Origin of the sequence: Paenibacillus sp. NPDC056933 (genome assembly GCF_042674385.1) — a bacterium.
In the GTDB taxonomy this organism is placed as follows: Bacteria; Bacillota; Bacilli; order Paenibacillales; family Paenibacillaceae; genus Paenibacillus.
This window is the reverse complement of the sequence record NZ_JBHUQN010000001.1, coordinates 545,707-566,911: the sequence shown is the minus strand read 5'-3', so window position 1 is coordinate 566,911 and position 21,205 is coordinate 545,707. Positions and strand designations below refer to the sequence as shown.

Genomic DNA, 21,205 nt, shown 5'->3' with positions numbered 1-21,205 from the left:
TTGTTCAGTGATGCTGATGCTACGTGCAAAGCCAAATGTGACGTATAAACGTACCTTTGCTCACCGTTCGATACTGATCAATGTTCCACCCGGCATCCAAAATGTTCCCCTCTACCCTTTCGGTGGAAACGATAATCGCTCTGCCTGCAAGCTTCTTCAAACTATTCAACATGCCAAGTTGTTCCTCATCGGGAAGAACAGAGCATAAATTGTAAGGCATATCCAATATGGCCGCATCGTAAAAACCTTCCAAATCATTCATATCCCCGAGAGTAATTCTAGCCGGATCATACCCATAATGAGGAAGATTAGTGCGCGCCCCCTGTACCGCCAAAGGATTCAAATCATTGCCAATCGCCTCGATCCCCATCGATAAAGCCTCAATGACGACGGTTCCCATTCCACAGCACGGATCGAGTAACTGATGACCCTCCACTTGCGGAACCGCTATATTGACCAGCGCTCTGGCGAGTGTAACACCAAGGCCTGTGGAATAATTTTGCGGCTTCTGGTGATGGGTATGCCACGAACGATCGGCTTCGATCCACTGGCCCAGGATCCATTTTCCGTCTGCATGAATTAGTCCAAAAGTCACATCGGGCTGTTTCATCAGCGCCTTGCCCTTAATACACATGCCCAGCTCTTTTTCCAGCTGACGGGAATGCACATAGTCTGGCATATGATCTCCTTCTTTCAGGCAGACCACCTTGAACGTTTCACCAGTAGACAGATTGATTTGTGAAGCAGCAGGCTTCAGATCTGCCACCGTAACCGCCTCGGCCATCACATCCAGTCTACCCCGGACAAATGGACTTCTGCCCGGTGGAATGCAGACATGGGAGCGAATATAGGCGCGCTCGCCGGAATTGATATCTATATCAGGAACGAGCATCGTGGTTAGCTCCAGTTCACATAATGCACGTTCATTTTCATGACAAGCAAAGGTATACACATAACTTCCGTTAACTGAATTTTTGCTGTTTGCAGTGCTCAACATGGTAGCCGTCCTTCATGTTTCTTCTATTATAAGAAGAGGTTTATATTTTTAATTTTTCAATGGAAGCCAGCAGATCATCGGACAATTCTTTCAAGGTTTGAATGTTCCCGCTAATCGTTTCCATCGAACTCACCTGCTCTTCGGCCGAAGCAGACACTTCCTCTACACTCGCAGCAGATTGCTCCGACACTGCCGAAATCTGTTGACTAAAATCATTCATGCGTCCGCTCGCCTCCTGCATGCCCTCCAAGCCATCCGTCATCGTGGCAATGACCTGAACCATACCCTCGACCGATTCACTAATCGTATGGAACAGATTGCCGGAATTACGTACTTGCTGTTGCCCCCGCTCTGTCTCCAGTACACCTGCACGCAATTCCTCAACGACTCCCTGGGAATCCCGCTGAATGTCCTCTGTGATGACTGTAATCTCTTCCACCGAAGTTTGAACGGCTTCGGACAACTTCCGCACTTCCGCTGCGACGACTGCAAATCCGCGTCCGCTCTCCCCTGCACGGGCAGCCTCAATGGAAGCATTTAATGCAAGCAGGTTGGTTTGGCGGGCGATATCATGGATTACCTGAACCAGCTGGGAGATGTCTTCATTTTTGCGGTCAAGCTGTTCCATTTTGTTCATGGATGACGACACTGCCCCAGCGATCTGCTGCATCTGTTTTACGGATTGTTCCATCGACTCGCGACCATTGAGCCCCTGTTTCAAAATAAGGTCTGACATCAGTCGAAGCTGATTTCCCTGCTCGGAATGCTCCTGGATATGGTTGTTCAATCCTTCAACAGTGCGAGCGGATTCTACAGCCGTTTCCGCCTGGCTCTCTGCCGCTTTTGCCGACTCTTCCATCGTTATGGCAATTTGGCGACTGCCGATCTTAACCTCTTCGGAGGAGATGGCCAATTCACTGCTTTGGCGATTAACGGCTTCGGCGATTCGTCTGACATTCAGTACCATCGAAGTGAGGTTACCTTTCATGTCATTCACCGCTTTGGCAAGCACACCAACTTCATCTTCATGTTTGGTATGTATATCCTGAACATTCAATTGACCTTCCGCAATCAGTTTCACGGCACTGATCACCCGGAGCAGCGGTTTAACCACTTGTGAACGAATAATTGGAATACTGATGGCCGTGATGAGAATCATCACCAGTACACCCACAATAATAATCATTCTTCCATCCTGCACGGATCGAATCGTCTGCGCAGCAGAGATGCTGGATTGTTCCTGATTGTATTCCACCATATAGTCCAGATCGACTTGCATGGCATCGAAGGAATCGGCCCCTTTTTCAGATACTTCCTTGGCCAATTGCTCCTGTCCTTCATCACTCAGCTTAATGGATTGCGTGTTGATCTTGAGGTAAGCTTCCCACTTCGTTTTGAATGCATCCCAATGTTCCTTTTCTTCCGGTGTCTTTTCCTGTTGATCGTATATTTTAATGGCCTGGGCCGTTTCCCGAATGTACTTGGTACGCTCTTCCCCAAGGGCCGCTTTGTCCCCGGCCTGTGCATCATAATGGCGATAGCTCAATGATAAAATATGTTCTGTCGTATAGTTCAAACGGTTAATCTGTTGAAGTGAAGGTATCCAGGTATCGGTAATTTTATTTGTGTTTCTTTCCATGGAGTTCATCTGTGTAACAATTGTGACGCTAAGAAGAATTAAACAGAGGATTAATAGATAGAACGCGATGCTGATACGCAGACCGATACTCTTGATCTTGAATCTGCTAAACATATGATTTCCTCCTTGGCCCATCTTCGGTTGCTTCCAAATTTAGGTTCTTTTGTCGTTGTTTTACCCTTCTTTTGGCATCTTGCAAAATACTCTTTCTATATTATTTTTTCGAAAAACAGACGTAAAGTATTATAACATTCTTTTGTTAAGAACATGCTTTATCTTGTAAAAGATTGTGAATTGATAACAAATTGAAAAAGAGCTGCAGCATACGGAATTGCTCGATCTGCAGCTCTTTAGATTTTGAAACAAAATTAGGAAGCAGGTTAGGAGTAAGCTGATGTACATCACGCTTCAGCCAGCAACCTGTAAGAGGACAACCTACGCCCGTAATCCGGTCCAGCCGTAACCACAAGCAATCGATTGGTACCCAGTCTGTCGCTCACCTGCTGTAACTTTTCCCAAACCTGCAAAGGTGTGCCTGCATAATGACGTTGTGCTTCCGTTTCGTTGGCATTGTCCAAATTATGAGCTTTCGTGTCAGGAGTGGTATGGGGATCAGGCTGGGTTGGAACCTCTTTTCCTCCCGCTCTCCGGTTCTTCGTCATTTCATGACTCCAAGACAGCGCCTCTTCCTCTGTCTCCGCACACAGAATGCTGACAGCGACCATGACCTCCGGTTCTTTCCGATGGGGACTTGGGATGAACCCCTCCCGGTAACGACGCACAGCCTCTGTACCATCTGCATCACTCATGAATTGACCAAATACATACCCCATACCGAAACGGGCAGCGAACTCAGCGCTCTTTACGTTAGTCCCAAGCATCCATACAGATAAAGGCAGCTCAGGAATCGGGCGAGCGGTCACCGGATGCTCCTCATAAGTATAACGATCCTCCAGCAATTCCGTCAGTGCAGCGAGAGATTCAGGCAGCTTGGACACATGTTGCAAGTAATTGCCACTCAAAGCCATCGTTGCATGAGGACCACCGCCTGGAGCACGCCCCAATCCGAGTTCAATTCGCCCCGGGTAGAGCGCCGCCAACATTCGGAATGACTCTGCTACCTTAAGCGGGCTATAGTGCGGAAGAAGCACAGCTCCAGAGCCAAGCTGGATCGTGCTGGTTCTCGCCCCAATATGAGCAAGCAACACTTCCGGTGATGCCGATGCAAGTTCGTCCATATCATGATGCTCAGACGTCCAATACCTTGAATACCCCCAAGTCTCGGCACGCTGCGCAAGGATAACCGATTGCTGTAGGGCCTGCTCTGCCGTAGCACCTTCCAATCTTGGAACAAGGTCAAGTACGCCCAGATTGTATTTTGCACTGATGTTCACACCCAAGCGGCTCATCCCCTCCATCTCGCTTGTCTAGTCCAGATCGTAAATGGAACCGACCTTGAGACCGTAAAGTTCATTATATATTTTCTCGGCAAAAGCATCTGTCATTCCGGCAATATAATCGATCACCATATGTTCCCACGTCCAGATTGGATTAGCCTTTGCCTGGTCCTTCTCGTACCGTTGCAGCCAATCGGATGGAATAATGGATTTGGACGTTTCCGGATCAAGGAAAGCATCCCATAAACGTTTGATCATCCATTCACTGCGCTTTTGCAGCCGCTGGACTCGCAGGTCCCGAATCATGGTCACCCAGGCGAAGCTCTTGAGCACACTCACCGTACGAAGCATGTCGAGGTCCTCAGCACCCTCGCGGACAAACGTGACCTTCTTCCAGTCGCCGTTATCAATTACCCCCAGGCTAGCGACAAAAAGGCTGACCCAGTAGGCCTTGACCTCACGGCGGGTACGTGAGTAATCATGCTCGCAGAACGGCATCTTTTCATTCCAGATACGTAGAAACGAAGCGAGCACTTCTTCTACCTTTTGCCCGATTGCTTCCCTTGTCCATCCGTTCCAGAACAGATCCTCCAGCGTGGTAATCTTATCCACAATCAGCCGATTGATATGCGGATCTTGGAGGAAATGCTCATGCACTTCAATCTTGCCAGCTTTGATACCATCCTCCAGATCATGCGCAGAGTACGCGATATCGTCGCAAAGATCCATCAATTGTGCTTCCAGCGTCTTCTTGCCATCCGGAATGTGCCAACGATTGCGAATCTCGTGGATGTACTGCCATTCATGGTGATACATGCCCTTCTTGCTCTCCGTGCCGGGGTAAGGGTACTTGTTGATTCCCAGCAGCACTGCATCGGACAGATTCAGTCCGTCGATATCCTCGCGTTTCTCCAAATACATAATAAGGCGGAAATTGTGAGCATTGCCTTCAAAATGTTCATATTTCCGCTTCAACTCCGCTCGAATCTCCGGCTCCTGCTGGGGGGACTTGGCTCCGCGGCTCTTCTTCATGATTTTCTTGACCTCAGTGTTGATGAGATCATCAAGAATGCCGTCCAGCACTTCTTCACCTTTATGTCCAAAGGGAGGGTGGCCGAAATCATGTGCAATCGCCGCACACTCCACCACTTCCGAATCAATAATCAATCCGGGGTTGTCCGCCTGACTCCAGTCTACCTCCGGAAACCGACGAAGCAGGCTCCGTGCCGCTTCCCGTGCAATCTGTGCTACCTCCAGGGAGTGGGTTAATCGTGTGCGATAATAATCGCCTGTTCCAGCGCCAAATACCTGCGATTTGCCTTGCAACCGACGGAAGGTCGGTGAATGGATCAGTCTGGAATAGTCCCGCTCATATGCCGCCCGAGCTCCATCCAGTTTGGTCAGTTCAGGGTATTGTCTATGTTCTCTCAGATCGTTCCATTGCATGTTGATCACTCCTAGCCGACTGTCTCTATTTTGAGTGATTATACACATAATCAGCGTTTTCGAAAAGCAAAACCTATCTGCGATTGTCATCTCTTCTCACATCAACTTGTGAAGCACAGTCATCTTCTTTTTATTATACCCTGCCAGACTATCATTCGTGCACCTAAATGATAATGATATAAAATGAAATCACAATTTACATTACATCACTCCGCAGACAGAAAACCTTTCGATCGCTGTTACCCCCAAATTTCCTTGATCCCCTTTTTAAAAGGGAGAAATTCGGTGATAAAGGCGAGCGCTTCGCTTCTCCAGGTCCTTTCTGTCTTCTACGTTATCATGTATATTTTAAATCCATTTCATCTGATATCTATAAGCCTTCAGGCACTTATACGATCCTCTGCCTCCCCCTACCCGATATGGGTAAGGTGAAAATAAAAAAACCGACAGGACGGAAATGCCCTGTCGGAGTGAAGATGGTGGATTAGACCATAACCTTGCAGATGTCGTTGGTGAACTCTACCGGGTCTTGAATCGGCAGTCCCTCGATCAGCAATGCTTGATGATACAGCAGGCTTGTGTAGAGGTTCAGTTTTTCTTTATCCTGTGCGAATGCGTCTTTCAGGGATTTGAAAACATCGTGATTGACGTTAATCTCCAGCACTTTATCCGCCTGTACATTCTCACTGTTCGGCATGGCTTTCAGGATTTTTTCCATCTCAATCGTCAGCTCGCCTTCCGTGGACAAACATACCGGGTGGCTTCTCAGACGTTTTGAAGCTTTAACGGCTTTTACTTTGCCGCCGAGCTGTGCTTGCATCGCTTCGAACAACTCTTTGTTATCGTTGTCCTGCGCGTCCGTCTCTTCTTTGTCTGCATTGTCCTCAATGCCCAGATCACCGCTGGAGATGGATTTAAATTCTTTCTCTTTGTAATTCATGATCATCTTGATTGCAAACTCATCGATGTCGTCGGTGAAGAACAAGACTTCATAGCCTTTGTCGAGTACACCCTCGATCTGTGGCAGCTTTTCAATCCGTTCAATGGATTCACCGGATGCATAGTAGATGTACTTCTGATCTTCCGGCATTCTGGAAACGTACTCGTCCAGGCTCACCAATTTCTTCTCTTTGGAAGAGGAGAACAGGAGCAGATCCTGTAACGTGTCCTTGTTCACACCATAGTCGCTGTATACGCCATACTTCAGTTGACGGCCAAACGCTTGGTAGAACTTCTCGTAATTCTCACGCTCGTCCTTGAGCAGGCTCTGCAGTTGGCTCTTGATCTTGTTCTTGATGTTCTTCGCGATCAGGCTGAGCTGACGATCATGTTGCAGCATTTCACGGGAGATATTCAGGGACAGATCTTCCGAATCTACCATACCTTTGACAAATCCGAAGTAATCCGGCAACAGATCACCGCACTTGTCCATGATCAATACACCATTGGAGTACAGTTCCAGACCTTTTTCATACTCTTTTGTATAATAATCAAACGGTGTGTTCTCCGGGATAAACAGGATTGCATTGTATACCACTGCGCCATCTGCGCTAATGTGCAGGTGTTTGAGCGGTTTGTCAAAACCGTAGCGTTTTTCCATATAGAAGTTCGTGTAGTCTTCTTCGGTCAATTCGCTTTTATTTTTACGCCAGATCGGCACCATGCTGTTCACGGTTTGCTCTTCTTTGTACTCCTCGAACTCATTTTCCGTACCTTCCTTCGGACGCTGTCCTGTCACATCCATCTTGATTGGGTAACGAATGAAGTCGGAGTATTTCTTGATGATGGATCTCAGGCGGTACTCTTCCAAAAATTCGTCATACGAATCTTCTTCGGTATTTTGCTTAATGGTCAGGACGATTTCCGTACCCACGGAATCTTTCTCGGCTGGAGAGATCGTGTATCCATCCGCGCCTTCGGATTCCCATTTCCATGCCTCGTCACTGCCCAGCGTTTTACTCGTTACGGTCAGCTTGTCCGCCACCATAAATGCGGAGTAGAAGCCAACCCCGAATTGTCCGATGATGTTGTGGCCGTCTTTGGCTTCATTCTCTTTCTTGAACGCCAGCGAGCCGCTCTTCGCGATAACCCCCAGATTGTTCTCCAGCTCTTCCTGGGTCATCCCGATTCCGGTATCGGTCAGCGTGAGCGTACGATTCTCTTTGTCGATGGTGAGCTTGATGTAGTAGTCCTCTTTGTTGAAGACGAGTGTGTCGTCGGTCAGTGCTTTGTAATATATTTTGTCAATGGCGTCACTGGAGTTGGAGATCAGTTCTCTCAAAAAGATTTCTCTTTGGGTGTAGATGGAGTTGATCATCATATCCAGCAAGCGTTTGGATTCAGCCTGAAATTCTTTCTTAGCCATGAATGGGTGTCTCCTTTCAAATTGGATATCGAATGAATAGATTGAATATAGAAATTAAACCTTTGAATACTCCATGCCGAACGTTACGTTGCTAGACAAGCCTTCAATCGCTTTGATCCACAGATTTTTTTGATTCACTCAATCGCTCATTTAAAATAAGTGCATGATTTTCTGCGGTCTAGCCGTTCCGGTTACGAATCGTTCTTCCGATCGCTGTTATCCCCTAATTTCCTTGATCCCCTTCTAAAAAGGGTGAAATTAGGAGATAAAGGCGAACGCTTCGCTTCTTCAGAATCGATTTCGTTCCCTTCACTATTGCCGCGCCATTCACCAACTGATTTTAAACATTGAGATTTTTTATCAATTTAAAATCTATTGATCAACCTTTCGCGTGCCAGGCCTTTTCTAGCCCTCAACTCGCATGTCCTATTCAAGTTTCACTTTATCCATATTCAAAAACAGAATCATTCCATATGTAGTCGTGTAGTCAAAACATCATTTGTTAGCACTCTGATGACCGGAGTGCTAAACCCTTCCTTTTATATAACATATGGGAAAATTGGGTGTCAATACGAAGCCTGTTATTTTAACAAAATCATCGAATAACACTTCAAGTTTGGCACATCTCTAACCATTTTAGCTCAATACATCATGCAACACAAAAGCCGCTCCGAACCAAAGTTCGAAACGGCTTGGAGGCAGATGGCAATGAGTATGTGCAGCATTGGCAAATCACACGCTAACGAACCTCACAGACGTTAATTGGCCTTTTTAGGATGATTTCATAATCTAAAGAATCGTAGACACGCTATTTCTAACCTTTAGCCGACCTTCCGAGACTTTCCGCAGGTTTTTCGCAACATAGCGTGTGTATCATTCGTTAGACTGGGGAATTGGCAGGAAATCGCAGAATAAGGCTTCCTAGGTTCGTTAGATTTGGAACAGAGTCGGAGACTTAGGTAGAGATGCAACTAGAGTTGAAACTAGAAAAGCAACCAGAGATGCAAACTTCTACTTTTTGGCCATCTTCGGATCAAGGGTGTCGCGTAAACCATCACCAAGCAAGTTGAAACCGAGCACGGTGAACATGATGGAAAGACCGGGAAAAATAAGCGTCCACGGCGCCTTTTGCAGAAACTGGCGGGAATCTGACAGCATTTTGCCCCATTCCGGGTCAGGGGGTTGCGCCCCCATGCCAAGGAACCCGAGAGCAGCCGCTTCAATAATCGCTGTCCCAATGCCCAGTGTACCTTGTACGATGAGCGGGGTAAGACTATTTGGCAAAATGTGCCTAAACAGAATCCGCATATTACTAGCCCCTAGCGTACGCGCCGACGTAATGAATTCCTCCTGTCGCAAACTAAGTACCCTTGAACGAACCAGCCGTCCGTAGGTCGGGATGTTCACGATGGCTATGGCGAGCAGTGCATTTTGCAAGGATGGACCGAGAATCGCCACAATGGCGATCGCCAGCAGAATAGCCGGAAAAGCAAGCAGGATATCGAACAAACGCGAGATGAGCATGTCTGCCCATTTTCCATAAAACCCCGCAATCAGTCCAAGCAACGCGCCCGCCACAATAGAGCCAATCACGGAGAAAAAACCAACCCATAATGAAATGCGCGCCCCGTGCAGAACTCTGGAGAATACGTCACGCCCGAGATCATCGGTACCGAACCAATGCTCGGCCGAAGGGGTTTGCAGACGATCTGTGAGTACCTGCTCTTTGTAGTCATACGGCGCAATATATGGAGCAACAAAGGCCAACAGGATGAAAAAAACGATAATGATCAAACCTGCGAGCGCTAGCCGATTTCTCCGAAACGTTCGCCAGGCTTCCCGCCATGGACCTGATGCAGGTGCAGACGCGGTATCAATTGGCGCTCCGGTATTGGTCGATAATTTGGCCATGCGGCGTCTCCCTTCTGTTCATGCTCATTTATAACTAATCCGCGGATCGAATACGGCGTACAACAAGTCCACTATCAGATTAATCACCACGAAAAAGAACGCCACGATCAGAATGCCGCTCTGGATCACCGGATAGTCCCGCGAACTAATGGCTTCATATATATAGCGACCGATTCCAGGCCAAGCAAAGATCGTTTCGGTCAGCACGGCTCCACCCAGCAAAGATCCGGTTTGTATGCCGATGACGGTGAGCACAGGAATAAATGCATTTTTCAATGCATGTCCATAGACGACGAAAAACGGTCCGAGCCCCTTCGCCTTCGCGGTACGGATATAATCTGAACTCATCACTTCGAGCATGCTGGAGCGGGTCATCCGGGCAATAACAGCCATCGGAATCGTGCCGAGTGCGATACTAGGCAGCAGCAAGTGTTTCGTTACCGTCCACAACTGATCCCAGCGTCCAGCAATCATCGTATCCAGCACATACAAGCCCGTGATGGCTTCAACTGGATCACGCGCATTCATCCTGCCGATGGACGGCAGCCAGTGCAGTTTATTCGCAAACAGCCACTGCTCCATCAATCCCAGCCAGAAGATTGGCATCGACACACCTACCAGTGCAATGACCATGCAGCAGTAATCAAACCACGAGTTATGCTTCCACGCACTAACGATCCCGGCATTCACACCGATGATGATCGCAAACAGCATACTCGCCATCGTTAATTCGAGGGTCGCCGTCAGATATGGCACAATTTCCTGGGCAATAGGAACCTTGGTTCGGATGGATGTGCCCAGATCTCCCTTAAACAGATCGCCCAGATAGGCGAAATATTGTTGAAACCATGGTTTGTCCAGCCCGAGCTGGTCACGCAAAGCCTGCTTGGATTGTTCGGTTGCCTTTTGTCCGAGTATGGTCTCAGCCGGATCACCCGGAATGGCGTGGATGATGGAAAAGACGATCAGGGTCATGCCCAGCAGTACGGGCAGTAACACGAGCACACGTTTGACGATGTAACTGTTCACTCCTCATTCACCTGCCTTCGATGTATCAAGCAAAATTCATACAAGATGCAATTATAAAAAAACGCTGGCGGACATACATGCTTTGGGTAGTTTCATCCGGATGCGGGTTCTGCCAAGCAATGCGTGAACGCCAACGTTTTGAACTAATCAATTTACACTAGCCATTTCGATTGCAGTACCATCTTCCGATCGCTATTATCCCCAGGTTTTGATTCTTTTCAAATAGGAAGAAATCTGGGGATAGCTTATGCTTCTAACGTAGCTTTCTTAAAGAAAACTTTTAGGCGAACCCTTCGTTTCTTCAGATTGGTTCCGCACTCTCCGTTTTTGTGACATTAATTGATTTCAGCTCATGTATCAGTTATTCGAAGTAGGCATTGGCATAGGATTCCGTTCCCAATGGGGAAGGTACGAAATCTTTCAGGTTCGCTTTCCCTGCCAGAATTGGCGTGGTGTGCACAAGTGGTATCCATGGAGCATCTTCCTTAATAATCACTTGCGCTTGCTTGTACAGTTCTGCACGTTTGTCCTGATCCGTTTCTTTCTGCGCACTCGTCAGCAACGTATGCAATTCTTCGTTTACGTAGAAGCTGCGGTTGTTGCCAGGGATCGCATCCTTATCAAGCAGCGTGTACAGGAAGTTATCCGGGTCACCGTTATCACCGGTCCAGCCGAGCATGTAAATGTCGTCTTTCTCCCCGGCTTTGGCATCATCCAGATACGTTGCCCACTCCGGTGATTCGATGTTGACGGTCACTCCGATTTTCTCAAAATCAGCCTGGATCGCTTCGGCCACCTTCTTGCCATCAGGCATATACGGCCGGGATACCGGCATGGCATAGAATGTTACCGGGTCGGGCAATCCGTCAGGATAACCTGCTTCGGCAAGCAACGCTTTTGCTTTTTCCAAGTCATAAGCGTAGTCCTCAATACTGTCGTTATACCCCCAAAGTGTTGGCGGCATCGGGTTCACCGCTGGCTGTGCTTGTCCGGCAAAGAAGGCATCGATAATGCCCTGTTTGTTCACTGCATGATTCAGGGCTTGTCTTACTTTCACGTTATCAAACGGTTTTTTCTTAAAGTTGAAACCAATGTATGACACGTTAAAGGGTGGACGATCGATCTTTTGCAGCTCGCTATTTCCTTCAAGGATGGACAGGTCATCCGGGTTCAGATCCTCCATAACATCAATCTCGCCGTTTTGCAGTGCATTGAAGCGAGCCGTGTTATCCGGGATGGAACGCACAATCACCTTGTTCAGCTTCGGCAGGCCCTCTTTCCAATAATTCGGATTCTTCTCCAGGGTGATGGAGTCATTTCGCTTCCACTCTTTGAATACAAATGGGCCTGTGCCTACGGGCTCGCTCTTGAAATTCTCCTTTTTCTCCTGGATCGCGGTTGGGCTTGCAATGCCAAATGGCGTCATCGCAATGTTTTGCAGGAAAGGCGCTTGCGGCTGGTTCAGGGTGAACTCGACCGTTGTCTCATCAATCGCCTTCACTTCCTTGATCACACGCGCATCCTCCGGACCAAACATGGAATCGTAATAGTCAAAGGAATCTCCCTCGAATTTATATTCACTGGCCGGATCACTCCATCGGTTGAAATTGAACACCACAGCTTCTGCGTTGAAGTCGGTACCATCGTGGAATTTCACGCCGGACTTCAGCTTGAAGTCATACTTGAGCCCATCCGCCGAAATCTCCCAGCTCTCAGCCAGTCCAGGAACAACCTCGGTTCCACCTTCCTTGTAGTCCAGCAACGAGTCGAATACCTGATGTCCAATCTTCAGTGACTCCCCATCTGTAACGATTGCCGGGTCCAATGCCACGGAATCTCCGCCGCGTCCCATAATCATCGTATCTTGTGCTGCCACCTCTGCCGGAGGCTCGCTGCCTTCCGCCGGAGCAGGGGAATTACCTGTACCCTCGTTACTTGCGCTGGAGCAGCCCGAGAGAATCAACACTGTACTCATGGCCATGGCCATGACACCGGATAACCATTTTTTTCTCATTCGCATACGTACAACACCCTTCCCTGTCTCATAATGTGTGTGATACTGGCGTGAAAAAACTCCAATGATGGCGGTTTGGTGCTTTGTATCAAATGAAAGGCTTTAGAAGCCTGCGATACCTGTGTTAGAAGTTTGGATATGTTGAGGCTTAAATATAAAATGCAAAACGGATGTAACCGTACACATTTTGTTAGAATTTATGGAACACGTTATCGGTAATAGATTCTGTAGTGGTTGTTGCGCAATAATTGAACTTAGGTCAATAAGCAACAATAGAATGGTACCGACTTGGTGACGATCGACTAAGGCTGATTTGAGAGAGAACGGTCGTTTTGTCTGGTGTGGAGTTTGGCCTGGGATGTGGCTTGGAGTTAGATCGTCATGGCTAGAGTGTAATGGGCAAAAACCTGATGGTGGCGATTAAATGATAATATACAAAGTAGGTTAAACAGGACATTTTAGTGGTCCACTATGCAGGTTGGATTGGATTGTGTCATACGTTGTGAGATTGATCTACAGATGTTGGATTTTACAACAGGGAGACATTAAATTAACTTTGCATGTTAAAGTCTTGTCATGATGAGGAGGATTATGAAATTAAACAGTGGTGAAAATCGATTTCGTGTAATTTACTTTACATCACATTCATCAATTAGACAAGAGATTTACGGACATAAGTCTTCAACTTTATTATGTATGTCAATATCATTTACATGAAACACAAAAAAGGAACACCATTCGACAAAAAGCGTCGTGTGTCCCTTGTTGTGTTCTCTCTTATATAACCTAAGCCCAACTTATATTTTAAGTTAGGTCAGCTTATTTTTTGAATAAACCTCTGCGGTGCATGACCGTGATAAAACGGTAAAAATCATAACTCGCCCCATTATCGATGCTGAACAATGGATTTTTGGTATCATACGCCAGTGCTGCATCCACGGCCGCTTTCGCCCAGACCGGAACTTCCATCTGCTGGCGCTCCTGCAGTTTATCGACCTGGGATTTCAACGCATCAAACGCTGCTTTCTCTTCGGCTGTCATCGGTTCGCCCCCTTTCGGTGGTTCGGTTGGATTCGTGGGATTGGTTGGTTCGGATGGCTCTGGCGGTTTTGGTGTTGCAGTTGCATATCTTGCTCTCAATTCCGCTGCCGATCCTTCGAACTCGTTCATATCCACGTTGCCGCTGATCCCGCTCACCTTGCCCGAGTCCGTATACTGCCAGAACGTCCAACGTTGCCATGCCGGCTGCTTATCTGGAACACGCGTGTTGCTGTAACGCGCGATCCATAGATCGTATGAGCTCATCGAAGGTTCAAAATTAGCTGCAAATGAATTTCCCGTGTATATAATCGGTTTCACACCCGTGAGACGTTGAAGTTCTGTTAAAAAAGCTTTGGCTACCGTGTTGATCTGAGCTTTACTCAGGTTACCGGGATTATTCTCGTAGTCCATGACAGGAGGTAATTGCAGCGCCTTGGCGCCTCCTACTTTTTGCAGTGTCGTGGCATAATGTGCCGCTTCGGCCTTGGCACCGTCGGTAGTAGTTGCGCGAAAAAAATGATACGTCCCGACCAGCATGCCCGCCGCCAGTGCCCCGCTTACATTTTTTTGGAAATTCGGGTCGGTATACGTCTGCCCTTCGGTCGCCTTGATGAACACAAACGTCATATCGCTTGCCTTCACTTTGGCCCAATCGATCGTGCCCTGATACCGGGAGACGTCAATGCCCTGCGTGTTGCCCGAGCTTCTGGTTTGCATGTTTCTCACACCCTTTATGCGGCAAATTGCCGTTTGTATATAGTTAATGCTAGGGAATCAGGGGTTGCTTGTGTGCATGTCCTGATTGTTGGTGAAAGGTAAGTTCGGATGGCTGTGAGTATGTTGTTATGTCGTATTGCTATTTGGATAAGATTAGGTGCTGCTTACTCAATTTGTTTCGTATTTTATGTCGTTGCTATCTAACTTCTATTGGTAATCTATTGGGTTTCCATCAACCAACTAAGGAAAAAATACCGAGTCGGTACGTGACCGTTCCAGATACGGATCGTTCTTCCGATCGCTGTTGTCTCCAAATTTTCTTAATTCATTTTCTTAAAGGTAGAAATTCGGAGACAAAGGCGACCGCTATCGCTTCTTCAGAATCGATTCCGTCTCCTTCACTACTTGTAGCTAATGGATTGGACTTTCGATTCCAAAATCGCTCTATCTCTTGCTACTAGGCACATTTGAATGGATGCTAAGTCCTTACTTCGTTTCATCTCTGGTCTGTTGATCAGCGTCCTTATGGTCTGAGTGTACAAAAGATTCTTTGGAATCGGGAGTATAGTTACCAGGAATCCCCCCGCTTCCTCCCTTACCCTTGAGCACTTCAATAGCCTGCCGGATCACAGGCGGGATCGGGGCGCCCAATTTGCCTCCATTTTCAATAATGGACAACAGCTCATTCGCGATATAAAAAAAGGCGACCGCATCCCTGAACAAATGTCCGTCTCCCAGAACACCGTCCACCAGATGTGCCACCGATACCATCGCAAAAATAAATACCTTTCGCGCGATCCCAAACATCCCGATATTGCTCTCAAGCTTACCAGTCATTCCCGCCGCCGCGATGCCGGTTAGGTAGTCGAGGATGACAAAGACGAGTAGGACGCCTAGTACGCCTGACCAGCCGCCGAAGAAGTAGGTTGCTGAGCTGCTCATCAGTGCAATTCCCCATTTCCATAGGGTGTCCCATCGTTCCATGGTTTCACCTCCTTATAGTCAAAATAAAAAACCTTACCTCTCCAAATGGACAAAAAAATACGCTCCATGATCGGGCGTTCCTACTACTGACTATCCCCTTCGCCCAGTGCTTCAGCCACTTTGTCACGGCTCTCTGATGGCACTTGCTCAAGGGAGATCATCCCCTTTTGAATCAACATCACATATACAGCCAACATCGTTTCACCACCCCTCATGAGTGCTATACCACAGCGGATTAGCAGATCAGCAAACCTATCCCTTATCGGATCTATTGCCTGAAGTCATCTCCAAAATCATGGCATGCAGCTCCATAAGAGCAACTTGGTTGAGCGTGCTTTCCTCAGTCAACTGTGCATTCTTTGCTTCAGCTTCCGCCAGACGCTGCTTCAACAAGTCCAGCTCCGAAGGTTCTTTAGGCAGCGGTTTGGTCAGTTCGTCAATCTCTTCCTGACTTAATCCTTCTGCCCACAGTACGGGTTGATTCGTCTTCGGGACAGCTTCCGGAGATTCTTGGTAAGCCTCCCAGGCTTCCAGATGAAAGAGGGGACGGAACAGGCCGGATGTGATCGGAACTCCTACAATGTAACCCGCTATTACAGGCTCTTGCGGCTCATTTACCGGATTTTCCACCTCTGTGTTCTCTTCTGGATCGAAAACAGGAGGCTCCGACTTGGCATACAAAGGGACGACACCAGAAAAGGCATCGTCCACCAACACGTCCTCGATATAGAGCCCGTCTGTAGTTACTTTAGGTACGGCTTTCATATAGACCCTCCTTTATTTTGCACGATACTTAAAATCAAGGATCAAAAACGAGTTTTTTACTCCCAAATCACATTGCAAACTATTAGTCCCAACGTAAAGTGTTGACGCGTACGAGGTTGTGGGGTCGGCAGAAGTGGCGTTAACTTCAATGGGTTTATCAGGTTTATACCCTTCTGGAAAATTAAAAATTACAGTCCCGAAGGCCGTAGCCCCCCCTTTGATAAACCCTTGAACGTGAACCCATCCCTCTGAGTCTTTATAATATCCTACGGGACGGCGTACAGTATCGTAATCAACCCACCCATTAAGTAGCGTCGGCGTGATCCATGCAGGGGCGTCCTTCTCGGCCTTTTTCAACTCCACAACGCTAAGCCGAGCCGTAGCCTGTTGAACGTCCTGTACCAAGTCCGTAATCAACGACTTTTCGTTTTCTGCGATCGATCCGACAAATGACGTTGTTGGAGACGTGTCCATCATCAGGTATGTGACTCTATAGGCTACCGTCTCGTCAAAATCAGCCCAATTGATTCGTGCTTTTTCAAGACCATAAGAATTCAACGTACTTGCGTACCAAGCTGGATCATACTTACCGTTCTTATAAGCTCGAATAAACTTTTTGACTTTATATCTAGAGGGATATGACGCATCATTCATTGCAGCAGCGACGGGAGGATTTTTAGTGATAGGTGCGTACTCCCTCAACATAATCCCCATTCCGACCTCAATTTGATTGTCCCCCTCAATAAACGTCAATTGCCCCTCAGAAGCGACAGGTTCGACAGTAGCCGTTGCAAGCTGGTAGACCAGTTGGTACGGTGTCCAGTTTTGCGCTTGAGTCGTAGGCAATGCATTAGTAGCATCTGCCCAAGTACGTGCTACTCCATCTGATCGCCGTGCCCACCATTTTGTTCCTGTACCATTGTATACATTATTTGATGGCACATCTGGACTATTACCCACACCTGTACCCGCTGCTCCGTTGAACATTGTCCATCCCATGAAATACGCTTTGATCTCTTCGGCTGTCGGTGTGTATGCATCTCCCCATCCGCTGTCGGCGCTTGAGATCGCTACGCGTACCGAATTGTCGGATGCAATCCAAATCATGTCCGCCGTCTCCGGTGATGCGTATTGTCTCAGCACCTTTCCGTCGAACTTCGTCCCATACGTTACGCCGACTGGCCCCAATATAAGAGCAGGAGGCAAATTGGCTCCCGACGCTGTTACGGACTTCCACCCCGTTCCATTCGCTAAAGGAATCCATCCTGACAATGACGATAATTCCGTTATCTTCTTCCACTTCGCCAGCTTGAAGTATTGCCCATCCTTCTCGAACACTTCGTCAGCATTCGCACCAGTTAATGGATCGGCGTATAGATCCGTTTGAAACGCGAGCATGGCGTCTTCACGTGGCTTGAACGGTTGGACTGCGCTGCCAATTGTCATCGAAGCTTCGGTAAAGACTGCCGTACCTGTAGCTACAATGTTATTTGAGTCCAATGTATTAAGCACGACCTCCAAATAAACCGTTTCCTGAGACGGCGTTATCGTCCCAAAAGGATTTTTCACGCTGTCAATCCTTGTTCTGTCCTTCCGACAAAGGTAGATATACGGCCTTGCGTTTGCTCCTTGAGCTGTTACGGATAATGTATATTGTTGCGAGGGGAGAACGGGAACATAGTATCGAATGAAGCTCCCACCAACTGTCGTCGCGTTAATCGTTACTTTGTGTGGATTATCAATGGACATGTTATCACCAGCTGCAATGCCTGCTTCCCACTCGTAAAACGGAGGTAGCAGATTCTCTCCATATCGAATCGCATACGGATTTCGGACAGGCTGAACACTATCGACGTATGGGTACTTGGCTGCAACTTGCTCCGCTGTCATACTGGATAGGGACGTTAACTCTGCGGCGGTGATTTCATACAAACGTACAGAATCGACATGACTATATTGTCCGGCTTCGGTTCCACCTACTGAAATTTGCAAATTGTTAGTCGCTGCCCCTACGGCAGGTGCTGGAATCAAGAGGACGGAAGGAGTGAATTTTGACGCTGTAACTACCGTACCCGAAACGTTTACCGTCCCATTCCATAAAGATAACGATACACTCGTGGATGTCCCTTTCTTCAAATCTGCAATAGCAAGATAATTTTTACTTTTGGAAAGAATCGTCCCAAGGAGATAATATAAGCTCCCGTCGGTGTTTCCAGTTTTGGTTGTGATTTTAATACTATTGGTTCCCTGTGCCTTGTCCGATGAATCCAGTGCTGCCGCAACACCAGTGGTTGTAAACCAGTCACTCACAGCCTCACACCCACCATCACGCCCCAACAAATTCACCAGCATACGGCCCTTCAAACCTTCCAACTTAAATGCTGAGGCACGTTCTGCATTAACAACTTGCAATCCTGGCTCCAACGTAACCGATCTACGCTTCTCCGTATCCAGCCGTTCCTGAATACTGCTGACCTGCGCTGCTATCCCCTCAGCCTTTTCCTCCACCTGCTCCGCAAAATCATCAACCTTCTCCCAGTTCTGATCCAAATACTTATCCAGATCAAAATAGGTGGTCGATGGAGAGGAACGATCAATTTTGTTCAATCCAAGATTCGGTGTCTTCGGTTCACTCATTTTAAGCTCCACCTCCTAAAAATTTATCCTGCCGGGTCTGTTCGATCTCGGCCAGCGTCATGCTCTCTACCTCCGCAATCGTCAAATATCGCAAACGATACTCCACAGTCATATGCGCAGGTTTGATATCTTCAATCGCAGCCTTGAGATCGTCCAGATTAGGCGGCAGACCGTACGTGTCTACAAAACGGATCATAATCCGATATTCGCCAGAATCCACCGCTACTTCAATGCCGCCACTCTCATACGCCTGTGCTACATTTTTTAGCATCGAACCAGAGACTTTGCCACTGCCGCGCATTTTGGAAATGATGACCGATCTCCGTTGATCGTTTGGCTTGGCTTGATTCGTGGGGATTTGCAGATCCCGCTCATACCGATCCAATGCCCATGTCGCGGACTCCGGGTAAAACTGATCCAAAACGCCTTCCAATCCCACCGCAAGCTTGTACAGTTCCTCTCCTTCGGTCCGCGTGAGCAATTGCATTTCCAGCACATTCTCATACAACGGGGGCAAAAGGGACATTAATACCTCAGCCTTATTCACGTCACCTTCACCGTCCCAAGAACGGCCACTGCACCCGGTGTAATCTCCAGATTGGACGTGCCCCCATTCACCAGCAGATCGCTATAATCAATCACGGGCGGTATATCCAGAATGACATTGGCAATGCGTGTCCAACGGACCAGGGGATCGGCAAACGCCAGCTCTTTCAGATAGGTAGTAACACCATTTTCAATCAGTGTCTTCACTGCCTCGTACGTTGAGCCAGAAGCAAGCGTGACCTGCACCTCGACATGAATAGGCACTTCCTGCGCTCCCACCACCGTGACCACGGGTCCAATCGGGGCAGCGCCTTCGCCCATCCCATCCTGGGTTGGGTCGATATAATTCTGCACTGCTTCAATCACTGCCTCAGCGGGTGCGTGCATTTCATTATTTAACAGCGCCACTTTGACTGTCCCTGGACCGTCCCACAGCGGAAAAGCCTTCGCTTTACCTACTCCAGAGTTTTCTCGTGCCCACAATTCATATTGATATTTGTTCGCACTTGTTATCGGACGGGATACTTTATCCTGATAGCGATCATATAGCGCCTGATCCGTCTCTTCGTCTTCACCCGGAACCAGCAACTGTGTCATTTCGGCTGTCGTCAGTCCAGCTATATAATCGATGGGCAGCAACGCCCCTGTGTATTCATTGCCTTCCGCTCCCGCAACTTCACATTCCAACACATATTGTCCAGCCGCCATGCGTTCCACAACAACATACACCCGATCCCCCGTGGAAAAACGACTCTCCAAAGGAACTTCAACGGGTTTGCCTCCATTATCTTTGAAGCTACCGACCCAACGTGCCTGGGTTGCCGTTTTACGAGTGATGCCTGACCAGGCTACAGCCCGATCAAGGTATTCCCCCGAAGCTGTGTCTGCAAATTTCAGATTGGCGTTCACATCCAGCTCAATATACATCTGAGCCATTTCCACAGCCGCTGGCGCAACCGCATCATAGATAATGCTGCCTTCACGCTTATCCACACCATCTGGCACCCTGTCCAGCATTCGATTCAAAATGACTTCAAACGTCTGCTCCTCATACATTCATGTTCACCTCCGTCTCTTGCCTGAAGCTGCCAAAATCCGTTTCCACGGTAAAAGATACCCGTACACCATCTGCCTCGTGGACAAAATCGAACTCGGTTACATCCGAAATGCGATCATCCGGAAGCAACGCTTCTCGAATCCAGCGTTCCAATTCCGATTCAACCATGGATCGTCCAGCCATGCCTTCCCAAGACCATTCCATGCCGTAATCCGAAGAATAGATTAGGTGCTCGTAGCGGCGTGTGGACAACGCTTTGTACACGGCCTGCTTCACCGCATCTTTTCCATCCAGTTGCAGCCTCCCGATCCGCTCTCCCGATGGCTGAAGCACATACGTCAGGCTTGGAAGAACAGCAGCCTCTTCCTGATCTTCTGCACTCATCTGTGCACCCTGAGGAATCATGGCTTCACCAGCCGATCCAGCACAACAAAGCTGTCCCCACCCTGAACACGTAACAACAAGACATGGTCACCTACTGTCCAAGCTTTGTTTGCTACGGATTCCGGCAGTACCAGAAAAGGCTCAGCCAATGCCAGCCGTTGTTCAACGGTTATCTCTAGGGGTTGGGTGTTTGTCACGCTTCCGTACATTACCTGTACGGGAGACTTGGCATCTACGGCGGCCACCGCCGCCTTTTTAATCACGTCCAGCATCATT

17 protein-coding genes are annotated in these 21,205 nt (G+C 48.0%); all 17 read right to left on the bottom strand.

Translation table 11 applies throughout. The features are described from left to right. Positions 1–19: 19 nt before the first annotated feature. The 17 genes from ACFTRD_RS02405 to ACFTRD_RS02325 all read right to left on the bottom strand — a co-directional run bounded on the left by ACFTRD_RS02405 (position 20) and on the right by ACFTRD_RS02325 (position 21,204). Positions 20–997: a TRM11 family SAM-dependent methyltransferase gene (locus tag ACFTRD_RS02405; RefSeq protein ID WP_379377584.1), complete on the bottom strand. Its 978-nt coding sequence runs from the start codon at positions 995–997 to the stop codon at positions 20–22. A 40-nt stretch (positions 998–1,037) separates the two neighbouring features. Next, entirely contained in the window at positions 1,038–2,750 is a 1,713-nt protein-coding gene (locus ACFTRD_RS02400; protein WP_379377583.1) for a methyl-accepting chemotaxis protein, read from the bottom strand. A gap of 287 nt (positions 2,751–3,037) precedes the next feature. Then, the gene (locus ACFTRD_RS02395; protein WP_379377582.1) at positions 3,038–4,045 is read right to left on the bottom strand and encodes an LLM class flavin-dependent oxidoreductase; all 1,008 of its coding nucleotides are present in this window, start codon (positions 4,043–4,045) and stop codon (positions 3,038–3,040) included. Between the two features lie 18 nt (positions 4,046–4,063). Next, positions 4,064–5,479, bottom strand: coding sequence for a deoxyguanosinetriphosphate triphosphohydrolase family protein (locus tag ACFTRD_RS02390; RefSeq protein WP_379377581.1), 1,416 nt, complete (start codon positions 5,477–5,479; stop codon positions 4,064–4,066). Between the two features lie 484 nt (positions 5,480–5,963). Then, a complete protein-coding gene (htpG, locus tag ACFTRD_RS02385) occupies positions 5,964–7,844 on the bottom strand; it encodes a molecular chaperone HtpG (RefSeq protein ID WP_379377580.1) in 1,881 nt (626 codons plus the stop codon). A 1,011-nt stretch (positions 7,845–8,855) separates the two neighbouring features. Continuing rightward, positions 8,856–9,755, bottom strand: a complete 900-nt coding sequence (gene nikC / locus ACFTRD_RS02380; protein WP_379377579.1) for a nickel transporter permease — start codon at positions 9,753–9,755, stop codon at positions 8,856–8,858. A gap of 24 nt (positions 9,756–9,779) precedes the next feature. Further along, entirely contained in the window at positions 9,780–10,784 is a 1,005-nt protein-coding gene (locus tag ACFTRD_RS02375) for an ABC transporter permease (RefSeq protein WP_379377578.1), read from the bottom strand. A 361-nt stretch (positions 10,785–11,145) separates the two neighbouring features. After that, on the bottom strand, positions 11,146–12,798 hold the full coding sequence (locus ACFTRD_RS02370) for an ABC transporter substrate-binding protein (protein ID WP_379381130.1): 1,653 nt from the start codon (positions 12,796–12,798) through the stop codon (positions 11,146–11,148). Positions 12,799–13,617: 819 nt separating this feature from the next. Beyond that, positions 13,618–14,556 (bottom strand): glycoside hydrolase family 25 protein, encoded by a 939-nt coding sequence (locus tag ACFTRD_RS02365; protein ID WP_379377577.1) that lies wholly within the window; start codon positions 14,554–14,556, stop codon positions 13,618–13,620. 486 nt (positions 14,557–15,042) lie between these two features. After that, entirely contained in the window at positions 15,043–15,540 is a 498-nt protein-coding gene (locus ACFTRD_RS02360) for a phage holin family protein (protein ID WP_379377576.1), read from the bottom strand. Between the two features lie 83 nt (positions 15,541–15,623). Further along, positions 15,624–15,737 carry a CD1375 family protein gene (locus tag ACFTRD_RS02355; protein WP_379377575.1) on the bottom strand — a complete coding sequence of 38 codons (114 nt, stop codon included), beginning with the start codon at positions 15,735–15,737 and terminating at the stop codon, positions 15,624–15,626. Positions 15,738–15,792: 55 nt separating this feature from the next. Beyond that, entirely contained in the window at positions 15,793–16,305 is a 513-nt protein-coding gene (locus tag ACFTRD_RS02350) for a hypothetical protein (RefSeq protein WP_192264643.1), read from the bottom strand. A 12-nt stretch (positions 16,306–16,317) separates the two neighbouring features. Then, positions 16,318–18,942, bottom strand: a complete 2,625-nt coding sequence (locus tag ACFTRD_RS02345) for a hypothetical protein (protein ID WP_379377574.1) — start codon at positions 18,940–18,942, stop codon at positions 16,318–16,320. Position 18,943: 1 nt separating this feature from the next. Continuing rightward, the gene (locus ACFTRD_RS02340) at positions 18,944–19,489 is read right to left on the bottom strand and encodes a putative phage tail protein (protein ID WP_379377573.1); all 546 of its coding nucleotides are present in this window, start codon (positions 19,487–19,489) and stop codon (positions 18,944–18,946) included. After that, positions 19,486–20,544 (bottom strand): baseplate J/gp47 family protein, encoded by a 1,059-nt coding sequence (locus ACFTRD_RS02335; RefSeq protein WP_379377572.1) that lies wholly within the window; start codon positions 20,542–20,544, stop codon positions 19,486–19,488. Before ACFTRD_RS02335 ends, ACFTRD_RS02340 begins: the two co-directional genes overlap by 4 nt. Then, complete coding sequence (locus ACFTRD_RS02330) at positions 20,537–20,950, bottom strand: DUF2634 domain-containing protein (RefSeq protein WP_379377571.1); 414 nt, start codon at positions 20,948–20,950, stop codon at positions 20,537–20,539. The genes ACFTRD_RS02335 and ACFTRD_RS02330 overlap by 8 nt, the downstream gene beginning before the upstream one ends. Beyond that, on the bottom strand, positions 20,947–21,204 hold the full coding sequence (locus ACFTRD_RS02325; protein ID WP_379377570.1) for a DUF2577 family protein: 258 nt from the start codon (positions 21,202–21,204) through the stop codon (positions 20,947–20,949). The genes ACFTRD_RS02330 and ACFTRD_RS02325 overlap by 4 nt, the downstream gene beginning before the upstream one ends. Position 21,205: the final 1 nt, after the last annotated feature.

Coding starts and splice junctions, on each gene's coding strand:
- ACFTRD_RS02405 (WP_379377584.1), bottom strand. CDS start 997: ATGTTGAGCACTGCAAACAGCAAAAATTCAGTTAACGGAAGTTATGTG.
- ACFTRD_RS02400 (WP_379377583.1), bottom strand. CDS start 2,750: ATGTTTAGCAGATTCAAGATCAAGAGTATCGGTCTGCGTATCAGCATC.
- ACFTRD_RS02395 (WP_379377582.1), bottom strand. CDS start 4,045: ATGAGCCGCTTGGGTGTGAACATCAGTGCAAAATACAATCTGGGCGTA.
- ACFTRD_RS02390 (WP_379377581.1), bottom strand. CDS start 5,479: ATGCAATGGAACGATCTGAGAGAACATAGACAATACCCTGAACTGACC.
- htpG (WP_379377580.1), bottom strand. CDS start 7,844: ATGGCTAAGAAAGAATTTCAGGCTGAATCCAAACGCTTGCTGGATATG.
- nikC (WP_379377579.1), bottom strand. CDS start 9,755: ATGGCCAAATTATCGACCAATACCGGAGCGCCAATTGATACCGCGTCT.
- ACFTRD_RS02370 (WP_379381130.1), bottom strand. CDS start 12,798: ATGAGAAAAAAATGGTTATCCGGTGTCATGGCCATGGCCATGAGTACA.
- ACFTRD_RS02365 (WP_379377577.1), bottom strand. CDS start 14,556: ATGCAAACCAGAAGCTCGGGCAACACGCAGGGCATTGACGTCTCCCGG.
- ACFTRD_RS02360 (WP_379377576.1), bottom strand. CDS start 15,540: ATGGAACGATGGGACACCCTATGGAAATGGGGAATTGCACTGATGAGC.
- ACFTRD_RS02355 (WP_379377575.1), bottom strand. CDS start 15,737: ATGTTGGCTGTATATGTGATGTTGATTCAAAAGGGGATGATCTCCCTT.
- ACFTRD_RS02350 (WP_192264643.1), bottom strand. CDS start 16,305: ATGAAAGCCGTACCTAAAGTAACTACAGACGGGCTCTATATCGAGGAC.
- ACFTRD_RS02345 (WP_379377574.1), bottom strand. CDS start 18,942: ATGAGTGAACCGAAGACACCGAATCTTGGATTGAACAAAATTGATCGT.
- ACFTRD_RS02335 (WP_379377572.1), bottom strand. CDS start 20,544: ATGTATGAGGAGCAGACGTTTGAAGTCATTTTGAATCGAATGCTGGAC.
- ACFTRD_RS02330 (WP_379377571.1), bottom strand. CDS start 20,950: ATGATTCCTCAGGGTGCACAGATGAGTGCAGAAGATCAGGAAGAGGCT.
- ACFTRD_RS02325 (WP_379377570.1), bottom strand. CDS start 21,204: ATGATGCTGGACGTGATTAAAAAGGCGGCGGTGGCCGCCGTAGATGCC.